Annotated in this window: 18 protein-coding genes and 3 tRNA genes; 9 read left to right on the top strand and 12 right to left on the bottom strand. The window is 72.2% G+C overall.

What is annotated here, in order from left to right:
• The first annotated feature begins 173 nt into the window (after positions 1-173).
• Positions 174-428: a DUF3073 domain-containing protein gene (locus tag ACIP5O_RS00305; RefSeq protein WP_053648317.1), complete on the top strand. Its 255-nt coding sequence runs from the start codon at positions 174-176 to the stop codon at positions 426-428.
• A gap of 147 nt (positions 429-575) precedes the next feature.
• On the opposite strand, the gene purM is transcribed toward ACIP5O_RS00305, so the two are convergent.
• The 9 genes from purM to purS all read right to left on the bottom strand — a co-directional run bounded on the left by purM (position 576) and on the right by purS (position 10,001).
• Entirely contained in the window at positions 576-1,655 is a 1,080-nt protein-coding gene (gene purM / locus ACIP5O_RS00310; RefSeq protein ID WP_401286675.1) for a phosphoribosylformylglycinamidine cyclo-ligase, read from the bottom strand.
• A gap of 59 nt (positions 1,656-1,714) precedes the next feature.
• Entirely contained in the window at positions 1,715-3,241 is a 1,527-nt protein-coding gene (purF, locus tag ACIP5O_RS00315; protein ID WP_356548641.1) for an amidophosphoribosyltransferase, read from the bottom strand.
• A 230-nt stretch (positions 3,242-3,471) separates the two neighbouring features.
• Positions 3,472-4,299 (bottom strand): META domain-containing protein, encoded by an 828-nt coding sequence (locus ACIP5O_RS00320; RefSeq protein ID WP_401286679.1) that lies wholly within the window; start codon positions 4,297-4,299, stop codon positions 3,472-3,474.
• Between the two features lie 98 nt (positions 4,300-4,397).
• On the bottom strand, positions 4,398-5,186 hold the full coding sequence (locus ACIP5O_RS00325; protein WP_401286680.1) for a sterol carrier family protein: 789 nt from the start codon (positions 5,184-5,186) through the stop codon (positions 4,398-4,400).
• A 41-nt stretch (positions 5,187-5,227) separates the two neighbouring features.
• Entirely contained in the window at positions 5,228-6,067 is an 840-nt protein-coding gene (locus ACIP5O_RS00330; protein WP_401286683.1) for a M23 family metallopeptidase, read from the bottom strand.
• Between the two features lie 67 nt (positions 6,068-6,134).
• Positions 6,135-6,644, bottom strand: coding sequence for an ArsR/SmtB family transcription factor (locus ACIP5O_RS00335; protein ID WP_401286686.1), 510 nt, complete (start codon positions 6,642-6,644; stop codon positions 6,135-6,137).
• Positions 6,645-6,793: 149 nt separating this feature from the next.
• Positions 6,794-9,079: a phosphoribosylformylglycinamidine synthase subunit PurL gene (gene purL / locus ACIP5O_RS00340; protein WP_401286688.1), complete on the bottom strand. Its 2,286-nt coding sequence runs from the start codon at positions 9,077-9,079 to the stop codon at positions 6,794-6,796.
• Positions 9,079-9,759 carry a phosphoribosylformylglycinamidine synthase subunit PurQ gene (purQ, locus tag ACIP5O_RS00345; RefSeq protein ID WP_401286694.1) on the bottom strand — a complete coding sequence of 227 codons (681 nt, stop codon included), beginning with the start codon at positions 9,757-9,759 and terminating at the stop codon, positions 9,079-9,081. The genes purL and purQ overlap by 1 nt, the downstream gene beginning before the upstream one ends.
• Positions 9,756-10,001 (bottom strand): phosphoribosylformylglycinamidine synthase subunit PurS, encoded by a 246-nt coding sequence (gene purS, locus ACIP5O_RS00350; RefSeq protein WP_015035032.1) that lies wholly within the window; start codon positions 9,999-10,001, stop codon positions 9,756-9,758. The genes purQ and purS overlap by 4 nt, the downstream gene beginning before the upstream one ends.
• A gap of 355 nt (positions 10,002-10,356) precedes the next feature.
• Here purS and ACIP5O_RS00355 point away from each other — a divergent pair, with 355 nt between their 5' ends.
• The 8 genes from ACIP5O_RS00355 to ACIP5O_RS00390 all read left to right on the top strand — a co-directional run bounded on the left by ACIP5O_RS00355 (position 10,357) and on the right by ACIP5O_RS00390 (position 15,391).
• Positions 10,357-10,719 carry an Lsr2 family protein gene (locus tag ACIP5O_RS00355; protein ID WP_401286697.1) on the top strand — a complete coding sequence of 121 codons (363 nt, stop codon included), beginning with the start codon at positions 10,357-10,359 and terminating at the stop codon, positions 10,717-10,719.
• A gap of 284 nt (positions 10,720-11,003) precedes the next feature.
• Positions 11,004-11,075: transfer RNA gene (locus tag ACIP5O_RS00360), tRNA-Gly, on the top strand.
• A gap of 80 nt (positions 11,076-11,155) precedes the next feature.
• Positions 11,156-11,228: transfer RNA gene (locus ACIP5O_RS00365), tRNA-Gly, on the top strand.
• Positions 11,229-11,371: 143 nt separating this feature from the next.
• Complete coding sequence (locus ACIP5O_RS00370) at positions 11,372-12,346, top strand: ABC transporter ATP-binding protein (protein WP_401286700.1); 975 nt, start codon at positions 11,372-11,374, stop codon at positions 12,344-12,346.
• Positions 12,343-13,149, top strand: coding sequence for an ABC transporter permease (locus ACIP5O_RS00375; RefSeq protein WP_401286703.1), 807 nt, complete (start codon positions 12,343-12,345; stop codon positions 13,147-13,149). Before ACIP5O_RS00370 ends, ACIP5O_RS00375 begins: the two co-directional genes overlap by 4 nt.
• 18 nt (positions 13,150-13,167) lie before the next feature.
• Positions 13,168-14,688, top strand: a complete 1,521-nt coding sequence (locus ACIP5O_RS00380) for a sensor histidine kinase (protein ID WP_401286706.1) — start codon at positions 13,168-13,170, stop codon at positions 14,686-14,688.
• The gene (locus ACIP5O_RS00385) at positions 14,685-15,293 is read left to right on the top strand and encodes a response regulator (protein ID WP_401286709.1); all 609 of its coding nucleotides are present in this window, start codon (positions 14,685-14,687) and stop codon (positions 15,291-15,293) included. Before ACIP5O_RS00380 ends, ACIP5O_RS00385 begins: the two co-directional genes overlap by 4 nt.
• Positions 15,294-15,315: 22 nt before the next feature.
• Positions 15,316-15,391: transfer RNA gene (locus ACIP5O_RS00390), tRNA-Gly, on the top strand.
• Positions 15,392-15,438: 47 nt separating this feature from the next.
• On the opposite strand, the gene ACIP5O_RS00395 is transcribed toward ACIP5O_RS00390, so the two are convergent.
• From ACIP5O_RS00395 to ACIP5O_RS00405, 3 genes are all read right to left on the bottom strand, one after another.
• Complete coding sequence (locus ACIP5O_RS00395; protein ID WP_401286712.1) at positions 15,439-16,350, bottom strand: phosphoribosylaminoimidazolesuccinocarboxamide synthase; 912 nt, start codon at positions 16,348-16,350, stop codon at positions 15,439-15,441.
• Between the two features lie 116 nt (positions 16,351-16,466).
• Positions 16,467-17,927 carry a N,N-dimethylformamidase beta subunit family domain-containing protein gene (locus ACIP5O_RS00400; RefSeq protein ID WP_401286715.1) on the bottom strand — a complete coding sequence of 487 codons (1,461 nt, stop codon included), beginning with the start codon at positions 17,925-17,927 and terminating at the stop codon, positions 16,467-16,469.
• 204 nt (positions 17,928-18,131) lie between these two features.
• Positions 18,132-20,093 carry a hypothetical protein gene (locus tag ACIP5O_RS00405; protein ID WP_401286718.1) on the bottom strand — a complete coding sequence of 654 codons (1,962 nt, stop codon included), beginning with the start codon at positions 20,091-20,093 and terminating at the stop codon, positions 18,132-18,134.
• Between the last annotated feature and the right edge of the window lie 167 nt (positions 20,094-20,260).

A 20,260-nucleotide genomic window follows, 5' to 3' on the forward strand; every position in this document is an offset into this window, starting at 1 on the left:
ACCTCGAAGGTTCTGTACCGGGGTATGTGATGCGCGCGGCGTACCGTAGACCCACGGAAACAGGTACCGTTGAAGCCCTACGGGCCGGTCTCTCTGTCGAGAGTCCGTTCCGCATCATGAACGCGTGTCAAGACTCTGGGGCCATCGAGCCCCGTCACCGAGGGGGTCGAGCCATGGGGCGCGGCCGGGCAAAGGCCAAGCAGACCAAGGTCGCCCGCCAGCTGAAGTACAGCAGCGGCGGGACGGACCTGACGCGTCTGGCCAATGAGCTGGGCGCTTCGACTTCGAGCCAGCCGCCGAATGGCGAGCCGTTCGAGGACGACGACGAGGAAGACGACCCGTACGCCCAGTACGCGGATCTCTACAACACGGACGACGAGGACGAGGACGACCAGTCCGGTCCCTCCTCGTCTCCGCGTCGCGCTTGACCTTCTGAACCACCGAAACCCGGTCCGGTACACCCGGCCGGGTTTCTGTGCTGTCCGCGTACGCACGGCCGTACGCGTATGGAAACGGCGGCGGAGACGGCGATCGGGGGCGCCCCTGAGGACGCCCCCGATCCATGACTCCTGCGGTCAGTTCGCGTAGTCCCCGACCAGCTCGGCGCCCGTGGCGCGGTCGCCGCGCTCGGTGATCTCGCCCGCGACCCAGGACTCGACCCCGCGGTCCGCCAGGGTGGCCAGGGCCGCGTCCACGGACTCGGCCGGCACGACGGCCATCATGCCGACGCCCATGTTCAGGGTCTTCTCCAGCTCCAGGCGCTCCACCCGTCCGGCCCTGCCGACCAGGTCGAAGATCGCGCCCGGCGCCCAGGTCGACCGGTCGACGGTGGCGTGCAGGCCGTCCGGGATCACCCGGGCCAGGTTGGCCGCGAGTCCGCCGCCCGTGATGTGGCTGAAGGCGTGCACGTCCGTGGTCCGGGTGAGGGCCAGGCAGTCGAGCGAGTAGATCTTCGTGGGCTCCAGGAGCTCCTCGCCCAGGGTCCGGCCGAGCTCCTCGACCCGCTGGTCGAGGGTCATGCCGGCGCGGTCGAAGACCACGTGCCGCACGAGCGAGTACCCGTTGGAGTGAAGGCCGGAGGAGGCCATGGCGATGACCGCGTCGCCCGTACGGATGCGGTCCGCGCCGAGCAGCCGGTCGTACTCCACGACGCCCGTGCCCGCACCGGCGACGTCGAAGTCGTCCGGGCCGAGGAGGCCCGGGTGCTCCGCGGTCTCGCCGCCGACCAGGGCGCAGCCGGCCAGGACGCAGCCCTCGGCGATGCCCTTGACGATCGCCGCGACCCGCTCCGGGTGGACCTTGCCCACGCAGATGTAGTCGGTCATGAAGAGCGGCTCGGCGCCGCAGACGACGATGTCGTCCATGACCATCGCGACCAGGTCGTGGCCGATGGTGTCGTACACGCCCATCTGGCGGGCGATGTCGACCTTCGTGCCGACGCCGTCGGTCGCGGAGGCGAGCAGCGGACGCTCGTAGCGCTTGAGGGCGGAGGCGTCGAAGAGGCCGGCGAAGCCGCCGAGGCCGCCGAGGACCTCGGGGCGCCGCGTCTTCCTCACCCACTCCTTCATCAGCTCGACCGCGCGGTCGCCCGCCTCGATGTCGACGCCCGCGGACGCGTAGCTGGCGCCGCCTTCGGCACTGAGGGACTCAGACATGCTGGGAACTTTCGTGTCGTACCGCGGTTGCAGCGGTTGCGGCGGTTTGCGGCGGGGTCTTACGGGCGACGGAGCGCGTCGGAGGCCGCGGTGGCGGCCGGGCCGGCGGCCAGCTCGGTCTCCAGGAGCTGCTTGCCGAGCAGCTCGGGGTCCGGCAGCTCCATCGGGTACTCGCCGTCGAAGCAGGCGCGGCAGAGGTTCGGCTTCTGGATCGTGGTCGCCTCGACCATCCCCTCCAGGGAGATGTACGAGAGCGAGTCCGCGCCCAGCGACTTGCCGATCTCGTCGACCGACATGCCGTTGGCGATCAGCTCCGCGCGGGTCGCGAAGTCGATGCCGAAGAAGCAGGGCCACTTGACCGGCGGGGAGGAGATCCGGATGTGGACCTCGGCGGCACCGGCCTCGCGGAGCATCCGGACCAGGGCCCGCTGGGTGTTGCCGCGGACGATCGAGTCGTCGACGACCACGAGCTTCTTCCCCTTGATGACTTCCTTGAGGGGATTCAGCTTCAGCCGGATGCCCAGCTGGCGGATGGTCTGGGAGGGCTGGATGAAGGTGCGCCCGACGTAGGCGTTCTTCACCAGGCCGGCGCCGAAGGGGATGCCCGAGGCCTCGGCGTAGCCGATGGCGGCCGGGGTGCCGGACTCCGGGGTCGCTATCACCAGGTCGGCCTCGACGGGCGCCTCCTTCGCGAGGCGGCGGCCCATCTCCACGCGGGAGAGGTACACGTTCCGGCCGGCGATGTCGGTGTCCGGGCGGGCCAGGTACACGTACTCGAAGACACAGCCCTTGGGCTTCGCTTCCGCGAATCGAGAGGTACGGATGCCGTTCTCGTCGATCGCGATCAGCTCGCCCGGCTCGACCTCGCGGACGTAGCTGGCGCCGCAGATGTCGAGGGCGGCGGACTCGGAGGCGACCACCCAGCCGCGCTCCAGACGGCCGAGGACCAGCGGGCGGATGCCCTGCGGGTCGCGGGCCGCGTAGAGCGTGTGCTCGTCCATGAAGACGAGGGAGAAGGCGCCCCGGACCTCGGGGAGGACCTTCGCGGCGGCCTGCTCGATGGTGAGCGGCGCGCCGTCCTCGTCCACCTGGCCCGCGAGGAGCGCGGTGACCAGGTCGGTGTCGTTGGTGGCGGCGACCTGGGTCGCGCGCCCTTCCTTCTTGGGCAGGTCGGCGACCATCTCGGCGAGCTGCGCCGTGTTCACCAGGTTGCCGTTGTGGCCGAGCGCGATCGAGCCGCGGGCGGTCGCCCGGAACGTCGGCTGCGCGTTCTCCCACACGGAGGCCCCGGTGGTCGAGTAGCGGGCGTGACCGACCGCGATGTGACCTTGGAGGGAACCGAGAGAGGTCTCGTCGAAGACCTGGGACACGAGGCCCATGTCCTTGAAGACGAGGATCTGGGAGCCGTTGCTGACCGCGATTCCCGCGGATTCCTGGCCCCGATGCTGGAGGGCGTAGAGCCCGAAGTACGTGAGCTTTGCGACCTCTTCACCCGGAGCCCAGACCCCGAAGACGCCGCAAGCGTCCTGAGGGCCCTTCTCGCCGGGAAGCAGGTCGTGATTGAGTCGACCGTCACCACGTGGCACGTTTCCGAGTGTAGACGGGCTCGACCACTGGTCCGAATTGAGGAAATCCGGGGTCGGCTCCCCTCGTGCGATCGCACGAAATGATCATCTCGTGCTTGGAGAGGGCTACAAACCAGGCGGGGGAAGGGATTCCGGCTCCGGAGCCGTGGCGAGCGGACGCTCGTACCAGGCCCGGAGCCGTCCCGCGATGTGACGGAGTTCGCAACCGGAGCGGGTCCGGCCGCCGGACGCTACGCGCGTCCGGCCGGTTCGGCGATGGCGGTGAGGCCCTCGCCCGAGGAGTCGGTGAGCGTCAGGGTCCGGTGGTCGATCCGGTAGGTGAGCGGTCCGTCGAGGAGCTCGTACAGCCTGGTCTCCAGCTTCATCTGCGGGCCCGTGCACATCATCCGGGTGGTGGCCGCCGGGCCCTCGACGGTGAGGGTCGTGGCGTCGGCCTTCGCGGTCGCGGAGAAGTTGTTGCAGCCCAGGTTGCCGGTGACCTTGCCGTCCTCGCCCAGGACGATCCGCGCCTTGCCCTCGCTGCCGGCGGGCAGGGAGGAGGCCGTCTTCCCGGAGAGCAGGCCGTCGACCTTCCACGCGGTGCCGCGCAGCGGGGCGGGCCGCTCGGCGGTGAGCGCGAGGACGTTTTGCCCGTCGGGCGAGGTCAGGGTCAGCCTGTCGTTCTCCAGCGTGCCCTTCAGCTCCCCGGAGAAGGCCTTGACCAGCTCCTTCTCGAAGCGCATCCGGTCCTCGGAACAGGCGATCTCGGTCATCGGGCCCGGAGTGGCGGTGAGGGTGTCGCCCTTCACGGCGACGGTGGCGTTGAAGGTGTTGCAGCCGCCGCGGCCGACGACCCGGCCGTCCTTCTCGAACGTGACGCCGGCGTCGTCCGGGGCGTCGGACGCGCTCCCGCCGACGGTGACCTTGTCGACGGTCCAGTGCGTGCCGGTGAGCGGGAGGTCCGGGGAGACCGTGCCCGCACCGGACCCGGATCCCCGACCTCCCTCCGTACCGCAGGCGGTGAGCAGCAGGGCGGGGAGGAGCGGGACCAGGGCGACGAGTGCTCGTGGCTTCGACATGGAGATGGGACGGACGACCGGACGAGTCGGTTCCACGGGCCCCTCCCGCCCCCGTACGGTCCTGCGGTGGCCCGCGGCCGGTGGTCGGCGGCCGGCGGTCAGCCCATCAGGGGCAGCAGGTCCGCCAGGTCGGCGCGCTCGCCGCTCGCGCTCACCAGGGCCGCGTCCAGCTCCGCCGCCCACTCCACGCGCCCGGTCGCGAGCCGGATCCAGGTCAGGGGATCCGTCTCGACCACGTTGGGCGGGGTGCCCCGGGTGTGCCGGGGGCCCTCCACGCACTGGACGACGGCGTACGGCGGGACCCGGACCTCGACCGCCCCGCCCGGTGCCTTCGCCGCGAGCGCGTCCGCGAGCAGACGGGTGCAGGCGGCGAGGGCCTGCCGGTCGTACGGGATGCCGGCGCCGGTCGCCTCGTTCAGGTCGTCGGTGTGGACGACGAGTTCGACGGTCCGGGTGACGAGGAAGTCCCCGAGCGTCATGGCCCCGAAGCTCAGCGGCAGGAGCCGCTCGTCGGCCGCGCCCGCCACCGCCTCCTCGTACTCGTCCTGTACGCGTGCGTAGAGCCCGTGCAGGTCGGTGGCGTCGATCCCGCGCGTGTGCGCGTCGATCCGTTCGGCTGCCGACGCGGTCCTGGACGGCCAGTCGAGCAGGGCCAGTTCGCGCGCGGCCGGCGCGGGCGTGGCGAGCAGCTGCGGCACGGAGTCGAGCATCCACGCGACGTGCGCCGCCAGGTCCCGTACGGTCCACTCCCCGAGCCGGGTCGGCCCGTCGAGCTGCACGGGCGTGAACGCCTCGACGGCGTCCCGTACGTGCCGGAACTGGGTGAGGACGGCGGCCCGGGTCTTGACCGGGTCGTAGCTGCGGGTGCGCTTCTTGGCCGGTGGCATGGGGCGAGGGTAGTCGGCGGCGGGTGCGTCGGGGCCGGAGCTCAGGCCGCCGGGCGGGCCGTGCCCGGTATCGCCTCGAACGCCTCCTTGTTCTTCGGGACGCCGACACCTCGCCAGGTGAAGGGCACGCCCCTGGCCGTGTCCAGGTCGGGGCCGTTCATGAGCTGGAAGTGCAGGTGCGGTTCGGTGGAGTTGCCGGAGTTTCCGCACCGGGCGAGCTCCTGGCCGGCCGTCACCCGGTCGCCCGCCCGGACGGCGAGCGAACCCTGCCGGAGGTGGGCGTACACCGCGTGGGTGCCGTCCCCGAGGTCGAGTATCAGGTGGTTCCCGACGATCCGCCGGGCTCCCGCGAGGACGCGGGCGACGCCCTCGAAGACCAGCAGATAGAGGAAGGCGGGCAGCGAGTTGCGGCTGAGGTGGTCGCGCTGGCCGTCCTCGGCGTGCACGACGGTCGCGTCGGCGACCGCGAACAACGGGGCGCCGAAGGCCGGGAAGTCCTCGCTCCGGCGGGCCACCGGCCACAGCCACGCGAAGGAGGGACGGGGCCGCTCCCCGTCTCCCGTCTCCACCAGGATGTCGATGGCGTACGTCTGGCCGTACTGGTGGGTGCCGTAGCTGGGCGTCCGGTCCGCCGGGCTGTTGAGCGCCGACCAGCGCCCCGCGACCGGCGGGTCCACCTCGACCGGGGGCCGCGCCGCCGCCCCGACCTGCTTTCCGGTGTGCCGGGCGAGCGCGATCCCGACCGCCGTGGCGGCGACCAGCGGCAGCCAGCTCACGGCGTACGAGTAGGGCAGTCCGGCGGTGAACGAGACGATCACCTGGACGAAGAACAGCAGCCAGAGCGTGCGGTGGAGCACCACCGCGGACTTGCGCGTGAACATGAGCGTTCCCCCTGAACGATCGTGGTCGACGGCTGTGGTCGGAGGACCGACGGCTGTGGTCGAAGGGCTACGGGTGGGCCGCCGTGAAGGCCACCAGGAGCGGAACGACCCGGGCCGCCGGAACCTCGTAACGGCCGCGTCCGGTCGTGTGGAGCCAGCCCGCGGCGGTCAGTTGGCGCAGGTGGTGGTAGATCTGGCCGGTCGTGCCCGTCTCCGGGAGCTCGGCCAGCTCGGCGGCGGTGCGGCGGCCGCCGAGTATCTCCCGCAGCAGCCGCAGCCGTACGGGATGGCCGAGGGCGGCGAAGGAGTCCGCGGTCTCGGTCCAGTCGTCGTCGAGCAGCCGCTCGGTGAACGCGCCGAACTGCCACTCGTACCGCTCCTCGGTGGGCAGTCGGACCGAGCCCGTGAACAGCACTCCGCCGTCGGCGCCCCGCGGGCCCGCCTCGGCCAGCTCGGCCTTGAACCCCTCCAGGGCCCAGAAATCCCCTCCGGCGGTCTCGGGGCGCTCGGGGGCCTCCATGCCCTCCAGCGCCGCGATGCGCCGCTCCAGCTCGGTGAACCGCTCTTCCAGCTCCATGGGTACAGATTACGTAACTACGTAACTCCGTGCAAGGGTGAATCGGAGGGGGACTTCGAAGGGGGCTCGGAAGGGAACGACGAAGCCCCCGTCCGGACCCGATGGTCCGGACGGGGGCTCCCGTACGTACTGCCGCTCCTTCGAGGCGATCAGGCCAGCAGGCCCGGGATCGTCGCCTCGTGGGCCGTCCGCAGCTCCTCCAGGGAGAGCGCGAACTCGCCCTGCACGTCGACCGCGTCGCCGTCGACGACGCCGATCCGGGCCGCCGGCAGACCCCGCGCACCGCACATGTCGGTGAAGCGGAGCTCCTCGCTGCGCGGGACGGCGACGACCGCGCGGCCCGCCGACTCGCTGAAGAGGAAGGTGAAGGCGTCCAGGCCCTCGGGGACGACCAGACGGGCGCCCTTGCCGCCGCGCAGGCAGGACTCGACGACCGCCTGCACGAGACCGCCGTCGGAGAGGTCGTGCGCCGCGTCGACCATGCCGTCGCGGGAGGCCGAGATCAGGATCTCGCCGAGCAGCTTCTCCCGGTCGAGGTCCACGGCCGGCGGCAGACCGCCGAGGTGCTGGTGGATCACCTCGGACCAGGCCGAGCCGCCGAACTCCTCCTTGGTGTCGCCGAGCAGGTAGAGGAGCTGGCCCTCTTCCGCGAAGGCGATCGGGGTGCGGCGGTTGACGTCGTCGATCACGCCGAGGACGGCGACGACGGGCGTCGGGTGGATCGCCACGTCACCGGTCTGGTTGTAGAGCGAGACGTTGCCGCCGGTCACCGGGGTGCCGAGCTGGAGGCAGCCGTCCGCGAGACCACGGGTGGCCTCGGCGAACTGCCACATCACGGCCGGGTCCTCGGGCGAACCGAAGTTCAGGCAGTCCGAGATGGCGAGCGGCTTGGCGCCGGAGGCGGCGACGTTGCGGTACGCCTCCGCGAGCGCGAGCTGCGCGCCCGCGTACGGGTCGAGCTTGGCGTACCGGCCGTTGCCGTCGGTCGCCATGGCCACGCCGAGGTTGGTCTCCTCGTCGATGCGGACCATGCCCGCGTCCTCGGGCTGCGCCAGGACGGTGTTGCCCTGCACGAACCGGTCGTACTGGTCCGTGATCCAGGACTTCGAGGCCTGGTTCGGGGAGGAGACGAGCTTGAGGACCTGGTCCTTCAGCTCCTCGCCGTTCTGCGGCCGGGGCAGCTTGCCCGCGTCGTCGGCCTGGAGGGCGTCCTGCCAGTCCGGGCGCGCGAACGGCCGGTGGTAGGTCGGGCCCTCGTGGGCGACGGAACGCGGCGGCACGTCGACGATCTGCTCGCCGTGCCAGAAGATCTCCAGGCGCTCGCCCTCGGTCACCTCACCGATGACGGTGGCGATGACGTCCCACTTCTCGCAGATCTCCAGGAAGCGCTCGACGTGCTCGGGCTCGACGATCGCGCACATGCGCTCCTGCGACTCGCTCATGAGGATCTCCTCGGGCGAGAGCGTCGCGTCGCGCAGGTGCACCAGGTCGAGGTCGACCCGCATGCCGCCGGAACCGGCGGAGGCCAGCTCGGAGGTGGCGCAGGAGAGCCCGGCGCCGCCGAGGTCCTGGATGCCCGCGACCAGCTTCTCCTGGAAGATCTCCAGGGTGCACTCGATGAGGAGCTTCTCCTGGAAGGGGTCGCCGACCTGGACGGCGGGGCGCTTGGTGGGCTTCGTGTCGTCGAAGGTCTCGGACGCGAGGACCGAGACGCCGCCGATGCCGTCGCCGCCCGTGCGGGCGCCGTACAGGATCACCTTGTTGCCGGGACCGGAGGCCTTGGCGAGGTGGATGTCCTCGTGCTTCATCACGCCGATGCAGCCGGCGTTGACCAGGGGGTTGCCCTGGTAGCAGGAGTCGAAGACGACCTCGCCGCCGATGTTGGGCAGGCCGAGGCAGTTGCCGTAGCCGCCGATGCCGGCGACGACACCGGGCAGCACGCGCTTGGTGTCGGGGTGGTCGGCCGCGCCGAAGCGCAGCGGGTCGACGACCGCGACCGGGCGGGCGCCCATGGCGAGGATGTCGCGGACGATGCCGCCGACGCCGGTGGCCGCGCCCTGGTAGGGCTCGATGTACGAGGGGTGGTTGTGCGACTCGACCTTGAAGGTGACCGCGTACCCCTGGCCGACGTCGACGACGCCCGCGTTCTCACCGATGCCGACGAGCATGGCGTCGTTGGCGGGGACCTTCTCGCCGAACTGCTTCAGGTGGACCTTGCTGCTCTTGTACGAGCAGTGCTCCGACCACATGACGGAGTACATGGCGAGCTCGGCGCCGGTGGGACGGCGGCCGAGGATCTCGCGGATGCGCGCGTACTCGTCCTCCTTGAGGCCGAGCTCCTTCCAGGGCTGCTCGCTGTCCGGCGTCTCGCTCGCGTGCTTGACGGTGTCGAAGGCGCGGGGGTGCGGGGGTCGTCCCCCGGAAGAAGACAGCATCAGGCGTTGACCAGCTTCTTGAGGATCGAGGTGAAGAAACCGAGGCCGTCCGTCTTGCCGGTGCCGACCAGCGGCTCGACGGCGTGCTCGGGGTGCGGCATGAGGCCGACCACGTTGCCGGCGGCGTTGGTGACGCCCGCGATGTCGCGCAGCGAGCCGTTGGGGTTGACGTCCAGGTAGCGGAAGGCCACCCGCCCCTCGGCCTCCAGCTCGTCGAGCACGCGCTCGTCGGCGACGTACCGGCCGTCCATGTTCTTGAGCGGGACCTCGATCTCCTGGCCCTCGGTGTAGTCCGAGGTCCAGGCGGTCTCCGCGTTCTCCACCCGCAGCTTCTGGTCGCGGCAGATGAAGTGGAGGTGGTTGTTGCGCAGCATCGCGCCCGGCAGCAGATGGGCCTCGGTGAGGATCTGGAAGCCGTTGCAGATGCCGAGGACGGGCATGCCCGCCTTCGCCTGCTCGATGACCGTCTCCATCACCGGCGAGAAGCGGGAGATGGCTCCGGCCCGCAGGTAGTCGCCGTAGGAGAAGCCGCCGGCCAGGACCACGGCGTCGACCTGCTTGAGGTCCTTGTCGCGGTGCCAGAGCGAGACGGGCTCGGCGCCCGCCAGGCGGGCGGCACGCAGCGCGTCCCGGTCGTCGAGCGTTCCGGGGAACGTGACGACGCCGATGCGTGCGGTCACGACTCCACCTTCACGACGAAGTCTTCGATCACGGTGTTGGCGAGGAAGGTTTCGGCCATCTCATGGATGCGGGCGAGGGCGGCGTCGTCGACCGGTCCCTCCACCTCCAGCTCGAAGCGCTTCCCCTGACGGACGTCGGCGATTCCGGCGAATCCCAGGCGGGGCAGTGCACGCTGCACCGCCTGCCCCTGGGGGTCGAGGATCTCCGGCTTGAGCATGACGTCGACTACGACGCGTGCCACTGGCACTCCCGGTGGTGTGTTGCGTGGGCGGTTCCTTCAGCGTACCTGCCTCCAAATTCTACGCGGGTAGAGATCTGAAGGATCCTACAAAAGGCGGGTTCTCGGAGGCCTCCGCGACCGCGCCCCCGCCGAACCCTCCCGGGCAAAATTCACGTGAAATATTGCGGACCGCATTGCACCGGGACACGCTGAAACAATTGGCAGGGCTTCACAATGCGACGCCTGCCGCTGTAGAAAGGTTTCCAGAAGAAAGCAGCATTGTTCCGGCACAGCCGAACGGTCGGCATCGTCGCACGTCAGGGGCGCCACAAGCACCCCGGACGACCCCGGCGGCCGCAGGAAAGGACCGATATCCGTGGCTCAGCGTGTGGTGGTCACCCTCTCCGATGACATCGAGGGCGGAGAAGCAGCGGAAACGGTCGCGTTCGGCCTCGACGGGAAGATGTACGAGATCGACCTGAATGCTGCCAATGCAAAGAAACTCCGCAAGGCCCTCGCGCCCTACCTCGCGGCCGGGCGCAAGATCCCCGCGCGGATCGGCGCGGGTGCCGGCGCCGGTGGCGGCCGGGGCGGGACCTCGGCCGCGGCCTACACGCACACCGACCTCGCCCCCGACCCGGCGGCGGTCCGTGCCTGGGCCCAGTCCAACAAGATGGACGTGCCCGCCCGGGGCCGGATCCCCAAGCGGGTCTACGAGGCGTTCCGCGAGGCGAGCTGAACCGGGGTTCCGGGGTGGGGCGGGGCGCTCCGGGGCGGGGCGCCCGTCGTCGCGAGGTGGGGGCGTCCGCCACCGCGAGGGCAGGGCGTCCATCGCCGTGAGGGCAGGGTGTCCGCCGCCGCGAGGGCAGGGTGTCCGCCGCCGCGAGGGCGGGGTGTCCGTCGCTACGGAGACGGGACGTCCGCCGCCGCGGGCCGAGCCGATTTGCATTGCACCCCGGGTGATCGGCTAGAGTCTGGATCACGCCGAGGGGCGAGGCCGAAAGGCACCGACCCGAGCAGCGTGCGGGTGTAGTTCAGTAGCAGAACAGCCCCCTTCCAGGGGGAAGGCGCAGTGTGCAATTCCTGTCACCCGCTCTGCATCGCATTACCGGTCACTCTTGTGGATCAGGTACAGTGGTGCTCGCACCGCCCGGTGAAAGCCGGTCGGGAGCAATGCGGACGTGGCTCAGTTGGTAGAGCATCACCTTGCCAAGGTGAGGGTCGCGAGTTCGAATCTCGTCGTCCGCTCAGGGATTGAAGGCCCCGGTTCTCAGGAACCGGGGCCTTCGTCGTGCTTCCCTTCAACCGTCCCGCTTCCTCATGACATTTGTCAGCAGGGATCATGACAGCGCGCACTGCCGACGGGCGAGGACCGCCGGGAGTCTGGACGCATGACACCAGCGATCGAGGCGACCGACCTGCGCCGTACGTACGCCGAGGGATCCGGCCGGAGAGCCGGCGGCGGCTTCGAGGCCGTGCGCGGAATCTCCTTCGCCGTCCCCCGGGGCGAGATCTTCGCCCTCCTCGGGACCAACGGCGCCGGCAAGACCTCCACCGTCGAACTCCTGGAGGGCCTCGCCGCCCCCAGCGCCGGCACCGCCCGCGTCCTCGGCCACGACCCGTACCGCGAGCGGTCCGCCGTCCGCCCCCGGATCGGCATCATGCTCCAGGAGGGCGGCTTCCCCTCCGACCTCAGCGTGGCCGAGACCGTACGGATGTGGGCGGGCTGCACCAGCGGCGCCCGCCCCGTCGGAGAGGCGCTCGCCGCCACCGGCCTCGCCGGGCGCGAGCGCGTCCGGATCAAGCAGCTCTCCGGCGGTGAGCGGCGCAGACTCGACCTGGCGCTCGCGCTGCTCGGCCGACCCGAGGTGCTCTTCCTCGACGAGCCCACCACCGGTCTCGACGCAGAGGGCCGCCGGGACACCTGGGACCTCGTCCGGCAACTGCGGGACGGTGGCACCACCGTGCTCCTCACCACGCACTACCTGGAAGAGGCCGAAGCCCTCGCCGACCGCCTCGCGATCATGCACCGGGGCGAGATCGTCCTCTCCGGCACGCCGGCCGAGGTCACCGCCGCCCGCCCCGCCCGGATCCGCTTCACCCTCCCCGAGGGCGTCCTGGCCGCACACCTCCCGCTGCGCCTGCGGGCCGCGGAGACCGGCGGCCGCGTGGAGATCCGCACCCGTGACCTCCAGGAGGACCTCGCCGTGCTCCTCGCCTGGGCCGGGGACGGCGGCATACGGCTCGACGGGCTCGACGCCCGGTCCGCCTCCCTCGAAGAGGCGTTCCTCGACATCGCCTCGCAGGGCGTCCCGCCCCACGGCACCGCAGTCCGTACCGACCGGCAGGAGGCCGACGCCCGATGAGCAGCACCACCACCCTCACGCCCGGGGCCACCGGGCCCGCCTCCACCGTCCGGAGCAGGCTCACCGCCCTCGGCCGGGCCGAGCTGACCCTCCTCCTGCGCAACCGGAACAACCTCTTCATCGCGCTGCTCATGCCGCTGCTGATGGTCTTCCTGCTGCGTTCCTCGCTCACCCAGCTCGACAGGGACGCCCTGCCGATGGGCGCCGGGGCGGCCACCCTCATCGGCGGCACCGGCATGGTCCTGCTCCTCGTCGCCTACATGAGCCTCGTCTCCGCGCTCGTCGCCCGCCGCGAGGAACTCGTCCTCAAGCGGCTGCGGACCGGCGAGGCGAGCGACGCGGAGATACTCACCGGCTGCGCCCTGCCCGCCACCGCCATCACGCTCGTGCAGTGCGCCGTCCTCACGGCCGGCGGGGTCGCCGTCCTCGACGTGCCCGCCCCCGTCCGTCCCGACCTGCTGCTGCTCGGCGTCGCCATCGCGATCGCCCTGCTCGCCGGGCTCGCCGCGCTCACCACCGTGATCACCCGGTCCGTCGAGAGCGCCGGACTGACGACCCTGCCGCTCTTCCTGATCTCCTGCTTCGGCTCGGGTCTCTTCGTGCCCCGCGACGCCCTGCCCCCGCTCGCCGCCGACCTCTGCGGGCTGCTGCCGCTCAGCGGCGTGATGGAGTTCGTACGGGCGGGCTGGCTCGGCACCGGGCAAGCGGAGAGCCTGCTGGGTGCCGGGCTCAATACAGTGGCCTGGGGCGTCCTGACGGGGTGGGCGGTCCGCCGGTGGTTCCGCTGGGAACCGCGGCGCTAGAGATCGGGAGGGGGCCTGATGTCCAGGCTGACGGGATGGTGGTCCCGGCGCAGCAGTGCCGGCAAGGTCGAGTTGTACACGCGGTGGACCTTCCACCTCTTCGTGCCGATCGAGCTGTTCGTGCTCGGCGGCAGTCCGTTCAGCCGCGGTGAACACGGCTCCTTCTCCACGGAGGCCGCGGCCGGACTGGTCCTGTGGGTCGGGGTCCACTCCGTGCTCTGCGCCTTCCTCGCCTCCCGGGCCCTGGACCACACGACCGGGAAGCGGGAACGACCGGTCCGGCTCGCGGCCACGGTGGTCGGCACCACCTTCTGTGCCGACCTCTTCCTGAACCTCCTGTGGGCGGGCGGAGTGCTGCCCGACCCGGGAGTGAACGTGGGCGTCATCGCGGGGACCTCGATCTTCACGCTCTGCGCGCTCGTCCTCTGTCTCGGCCCGGTCCGGCACATGGCGTACGCGGTGCTCGGCACCGCCTTCGCCACCGGCGTCCCGATGGCGGTGGCCGGCAACGGGGTGGACGTGGCGGCCGGTTCCGCGGTCGGCATCCTCATCGGCGGCGTCTTCATCTCCGCGACCAGCGGCTTCTCCTCCTGGCTGCTGCGGATCGTGCAGGAGCTGGAGCGTTCCCGGGACCTCAAGGCCCGGCTGGCCGTCGCCGAGGAGCGGCTCCGCTTCGGACGGGACCTGCACGACGTCATGGGACGGAACCTGTCGGTGATCGCGCTCAAGAGCGAGCTCGCGGTGCAGCTCTCCCGGCGCGGGCGCCCGGAGGCCGTGGACCAGATGGTCGAGGTGCAGCGGATCGCCCAGGAGTCGCAGCGGGAGGTGCGCGAGGTCGTACGCGGCTACCGCGAGGCCGACCTGCGGGTCGAGCTGGAGGGCGCGCGCGGAGTGCTCGGGGCCGCCGGGATCGCCTGTGCCGTGGACGCCCCGGCGCTCGACCTGCCGCCCGAGGTCCAGTCGGCCCTGGGCTGGGTGGTCCGGGAGACCACGACGAACGTCCTGCGCCACGGGGACGCGCGCCGGTGCGCGATCGTGCTCCGGACCGAGCCGGGGGCGGTGCTGCTCACCGTCGAGAACGACGGGGCGGAGGAGAGGGACGCCACGGCCGGGGCGACCGACGCCTCGAACCGGGCGGGACGTGGGCCCGGGTCCGGACTCGCCGGGCTGCGGGAACGGCTCGGCGCGGTGGACGGCACCCTGGACGCGGGACCGTCGGCCCCGCACTCGTTCCGCGTGACCGCCCGCGTCCCGCTGCCCCGCACGGGGCGGAACGGGCCCGCGCGGACGCCGGTGGCCTCGGTGCGCCCCGTACCCGAGAAGCGCGAGGTGCGCGAGGTGCGCGAGGCGTACGGCCTGTACGAGCCGCACGGCCTGCACGAGTCGCCCGAGGAGCGCGGGACGCATGAAGAGCGCGAGGCGTGCCAGACGTACGAGGAGCACGAGCCGCACGCGCTGCGTGAGCTGCCCGAGCTGTGTGAGACGTACGAGAGTCGCGAGAACCGCGAGAGCCATGAGAAGGAGGGGACGGTCGCGTGACCGTACGCGTGCTGCTCGCCGACGACGAGCATCTGATCCGGGGTGCGCTCGCCGCCCTGCTCGCCCTGGAGGACGACCTCGTGGTGGTCGCCGAGGCCGCGACCGGGCCCGAGGCGCTCGCCATGGCCCGCGCCCACCGCCCCGACGTCGCCGTGCTCGATCTCCAGATGCCGGGCATGGACGGTGTGAGGGTCGCCACTGCCCTGCGGGACGAACTCCCCGACTGCCGCGCCATGATCGTGACCAGCCACGGGCGCCCCGGGCACCTGAAGCGGGCCCTCGCGGCGGGCGTCCGCGGCTTCGCGCCGAAGACCGTCAGCGCCCAGCGGCTCGCCGAGCTCATCCGTACCGTGCACGCCGGAAACCGTTACGTGGACCCGGAGTTGGCCGCCGATGCCATAGCGTCCGGGGACTCGCCGCTGACCGTGCGGGAGGCCGAGGTGCTCGAACTCGCCGCCGACGGGGCCCCCGTCGCGGAGATCGCCCGGCGCGCCTCGCTCTCCCCCGGGACCGTCCGGAACTACCTCTCCTCGGCCGCCGCGAAGGTCGGTGCCGAGAACCGTCATGCGGCGGTGCGCCTCGCGCGGGAGAAAGGTTGGGTATAGTGGGCTCCGCGCTACGGCGCATGCGGACGTGGCTCAGTTGGTAGAGCATCACCTTGCCAAGGTGAGGGTCGCGAGTTCGAATCTCGTCGTCCGCTCCACGAAGAAGCCCCCGGTCGATCCGACCGGGGGCTTTCTCGTTCCTCGGCTAGCTCCAGGTGGTGCCGGTGAGGAGCTCGTACGCCTCGATGTACTTGGCGCGGGTCGCGTCCACGACCTCCTGCGGGAGCGCCGGCGGCGGCTGCTCGCTCTTGCGGTCCCAGCCGGAGGCCGGGGAGGTCAGCCAGTCCCGTACGAACTGCTTGTCGTACGAGGGCTGGGCGCGGCCCGGCTGCCACTGGTCGGCCGGCCAGAAGCGCGAGGAGTCCGGGGTGAGGACCTCGTCGGCGAGGACGAGCCGGTCGCCGTCCGGGGTGCTCTCGAAGCCGAACTCGAACTTGGTGTCGGCCAGGATGATCCCGCGCTCGCGGGCGATGTCCCGGGCCCGGGAGTACACGGCGAGGGTCGTCTGGCGCAGCAGCGCGGCCGTCTCGGCGCCGACCTGGCGGGCGACCTCCTCGTACGACACGTTCTCGTCGTGGTCGCCCACGGCGGCCTTGGTGGCCGGGGTGAAGATCGGGGCGGGCAGCTCCGAGCCGTCGCTCAGGCCCTCGGGAAGGGCGAGGCCGCAGACCGTGCGGGACTCGTCGTACTCGACGAGGCCGGAGCCGGTGAGGTAGCCGCGGGCGACGCACTCGACCGGGACCATGTTCAGCGACTTGCAGACCAGGGTGCGGCCCGCCCAGTCGGCGGGGGCGCCGGCCGGAAGCTCGGTGGAGAGGACGTGGTGCGGGACCAGGTCGGAGAGCCGGTCGAACCACCACAGGGAGAGCCGGGTGAGGACCCGGCCCTTGTCGGGGATCTCGGTGGGCAGGACCCAGTCGTACGCGGACATGCGGTCGCTCGCCACCATCACGAGGTCACCGGCCTCGTTCCGGTACAGGTCGCGCACCTTGCCCGTGTGGAGATGGGTGAGGCCCGGGACCTGGACGGGCTCGGGCTTTTCTACGAATCCGGACACGGTTCCTCCGCGTAGGTTGATCCAGGAGCCCTTCGATTCTCTCGCACGGGCGTGGATCACCGGCGGGCGGCCTCTCCGGACGGGGCCCTCCCCCTGTACGAGGCCCCCGTACGCGGTCAGTCCCTCTTGCAGATGCGGTCGAGGAGGTTCGCGGTGGCGCGCTGGATCCGGGAGTCCACGTGGCCCGGCCGGTCGAGGGCGGGTGACCAGGCGAAGGTGCCGGAGGCGAAGACCCAGGCGCCGGACGGGGACCGGTAGAGCGAGGTCTCCTGGTGGCGCAGCACCCCGTCGCCGTCCCGGTAGGGCGAGTGGGCGAGCAGGATGCGGCTCTCGTGCTCGGGGAGCGCGGTGCGCGGGAAGTACCGGTCGGCCTCGCCCGCGACCAGGCCCGGGATCTCGTCGCCGTCCCCGGCGCCGGTGGCCTCCCAGAGCCAGTGCTCGGCGTTGCGCACGACCAGCGGGTGCGGTTCGGGCACCCGGCCCGCGTACTGGATGCCGAGGAGCTGCTGCTCGGGGCGGTCGACCTCGCGCCAGAGCGCCGGCCGGCCGGGTCCCTGGCGCTTGCGGCAGGTGAGGAGGCGGTCGGGCACGCCGGAGGCCGAGGGGCCCAGCTCCACCTGCCAGTACATGGTGTTGGCGGAGAGGAAGACGAGCGAGGTGCCCAGGTCGCGGGCGCGTTCGGCGGCCCGGCGCATCGGCGCCGACCAGTACTCGTCGTGGCCGGGGAAGATCAGGCCCCGGTAGCGGCTCGGATCGACGCGGCCCGCGTGCAGGTCGCGGGTCTCGGCGTACGCCAGGTCGTAGCCGTAGCGCTCGGCCCAGCGGATGAAGTCGTAGGCGTGCCCGACGTGCAGCGGCAGCCCCGCGCCCGCGTAGGGGCGGTCGAAGGAGACCGTGACGGCCGCCTCCTCCTCGCCGAGCAGTCGGCCGTCCTCGTCCCAGGCGTGGTAGAGGCTGGCGCCGGTGCGCCCGTCCTCCGGATAGAGGTTGTACGCCTGCCAGGTCACGTCCGGCAGGACGAGGAGCAGATCCGCCGGATGGTCGTCGCGGACCGTGAAGGGGACGTGGGAGCGGTGCCCGTCGGCGGTGGTGAGGACGGCGACGTACGCGCCGAGCGCCCAGTAGCTCGGGACCTGGAGGCGCCAGGACTGCCACCAGTTGTGGCAGGAGACCGTGCGGTCGACGACGAGCGGGGCGGGCTGGACGATCCCGGAGAGGCGCGGGCTGGTGGTGATCTTCGCGGCGCCGTGACCGCCGTAGTGGCCGATCCGGTAGATGTCGACCGAGAACTGCTGCGGCGGGTCCACCGTGATGTGGAAGTCGATCGAATCGCCCGGCGTGACGGCGCCGCCGGACGCGAAGCCCTTGATCTGGCGCCGGACGTCGTCGGCCGTGCGGGGGCCGCCGCTGCCGCCCCGGGCCAGGACCTCGTCCGCGTACCAGGGGACCATCTGGCCGGTGTCGTCGAAGTAGTTCTCCGAGCCGCGCAGCCAGGGCAGCGGGCCCTGGCCGAAGGGGTCGGAGACGGCGTGCGCGAGCGCACCCGACTCCCACCGCCTGATCTGATCCGCCCCCATGCTGCGCCCCTCCCTCGACTCCCCCGGTCGGCCGGTCAGTGCCCGTGGATTCGTGCTTCTGTCAGTGATGGCCTCCAGCACATCACATAACGCACGCACTCCGTCACCGTTCGTCGTGAATTGACGAGAGTGGAAGGCGGGCCTCCGCATGTGCCGTCGGTCTATGCCGGAGGCCCGCGCCCGGGGGCGCGCTCCGATGGTGGGTCAGACGAGCCGTACGGGCTTCTCGGGGCGCACGCCGGTGCGTGCGAGCCAGTCCCGCAGGGGCTCGGGGTCGCCGTCCTCGACGAGGGAGAGGACGCGGGGACCGAGGTCCGTCGTCCGCTCGCCGCCGAGCAGCAGGGCGGGGCCGTCGAGCCAGTCGAGCCCGGGGGCCGCCTCGGCCGTGTCCACGGCCGCGCAGCAGACCATCGCGGTGACGTGGTCGGCGAGCAGGTCGCGGCCGCTGCGGGGCGGCTGGAGCGGGAAGAGCGGCAGGGGGCCGTCGGGGCCGCTGACGCCTCCGTACGCGGCGGCCGGATCCGCCGCGGAGTCGGCCGGCGTCCGTCCCCGGGCGCTCTCCGCGGCGACCCGGGCCTCCCGCGCGGCCTCCTCACGGGCGAGCAGGGCGCTGAGCGCCCCGGCGAGGGCGTCGGCGGCGGGGTTGGCCGGGGGGTCGTCGTCGGGGTCGTCGAGGGGGTCGTCGAGATCGTCGGGGACGTCGGGGTCGTCGAGACGGGCGGAGTGGTCCGGGTCGGAGAGGTCGCTGGGGGCGCCGGGGGCGTCAGGGTCGCCGGGGGCGTCAGGGTCGGTGCCGCCCGGGCCGGGACCGCCGGGCGTACGGACGCCCGCGCCGTCACCGGTGTCCGTACCGGTGCCGGTGCCGGTGCCGGATCCGGCGTTCGCCCCGGGGGCCGGCGCCGCCGTCAGGCGGTCGATCACGCGGGTCAGGGTCGGGCCGTCGGCCGGGGGCGGGGCGCCGGGGGTGGCGGCGGCCGCGTCGATGCCGTCGAGGACCCGGTGGAGGCGGGCCGCGTCCGTGCGCCACTTCCGGTCCACGACCTCTTCCGGGTACTGGCTCCACTCCACCGGCGACCAGTCGGGGCCGGGCGCGGCCGGGCCGCCGTGGAAGAGGCGGGCGGCGAGCAGCGAGGCGGCCTCGTCGACCGCGCCCGGCTCCTCCAGGAGGTCGCAGGCGGGCCGCTCGCCGAGGCGGGAGGAGAAGCCGTCCGCGAGCCGGTCGCGACGGGACAGCTCGGTCAGGGCGGAGACCACGCCCGCGTCGAGCTTGGCGGGCCAGCGGCCCATGCGCCAGGCGGGCAGCGCGACCCGGGTCAGGAGGCGGTCCCAGCCCGCGTACGCCAGGCCGACCTGCTCCTGCGCCACGATCCGTACGCCGTAGTCGACCTCCTGGGCGCGCTCCGAGCCCGCGGCGGCGACCCCGCGCTCCATCTCGGCGGCGTGTCCGCGACAGGCGCGCAGCAGGACGCGGGCGACCTGCCCGACGCCGTGGGCGCCGAGGCGGCGGACCGGGTCGAGGCCGGGGTCCCGGGGCACGGCGATCGCGGCGTCCAGACCGCGGACGAAGCGGCGGGCGGCGGCTATGTCGGGGTGGGCGGCCGGTCCCGTGCCGGCGACCACGGGGGCGAGGACCGCCCGCAGTTCGCCGACCCGCATCCACCAGAGGAAGGGCGAGCCTATGACCAGGACGGGGGCGCCGTCGCCGCCGGTCCCGGAAGAGCGGTGGGTGCGATGGGTGCGGTGGGTCCGGTCCTCCAGCCAGCTGTCGCAGTCCGGGGTCAGGGCTATCGCGGCGGGCGCCGGGACGCCGAGCCGGTCGGCCAGGTCCCGCACGAGCCGGTACAGGTCGGGGGCGGCGGTCTCGGCCAGCTCCACCGTCGGCGTGGCGGCCGGGCGGGCGCGGGCGACGACGAGGGCGACGGCCGCGGAGGCGAGGAGGACGACGACCGCGAGGGCGGTCACGATCCAGCGGGCCGTGCCCCATCCCGTACCCGAGAAGTGGCCGGTGACCTCGCCCGCGTACAGCACGACGGCCACGGCGGCGGGGAGCACCGCGAGGCCCAGCGCCCTGCCGCGGACGCGGAGGACGGCGAGGGCCCGGGAGCGCGCGGCGCGCGCACCCCACTCCTCGCCGACGGCGGAACCGGTGCCGGACACGCCGCTCATCATCCCCTCCTGCCCTGGTCGGGACTGCCTGTGGCGGTGTTGGTCACTCCCCCACTGTGGCACCCGTCACTGACATCGCAATGCCGGTGGGCCAAGTGCCGGAACGCCTGCGCCGCACCCTAGTTGGGGTGGTGGCGGGCGTCATCCGGATGGCTCATCCGTCACTC

Origin of the sequence: Streptomyces sp. NPDC088915 (assembly GCF_044749825.1) — a bacterium.
In the GTDB taxonomy this organism is placed as follows: domain Bacteria; phylum Actinomycetota; class Actinomycetes; order Streptomycetales; family Streptomycetaceae; genus Streptomyces.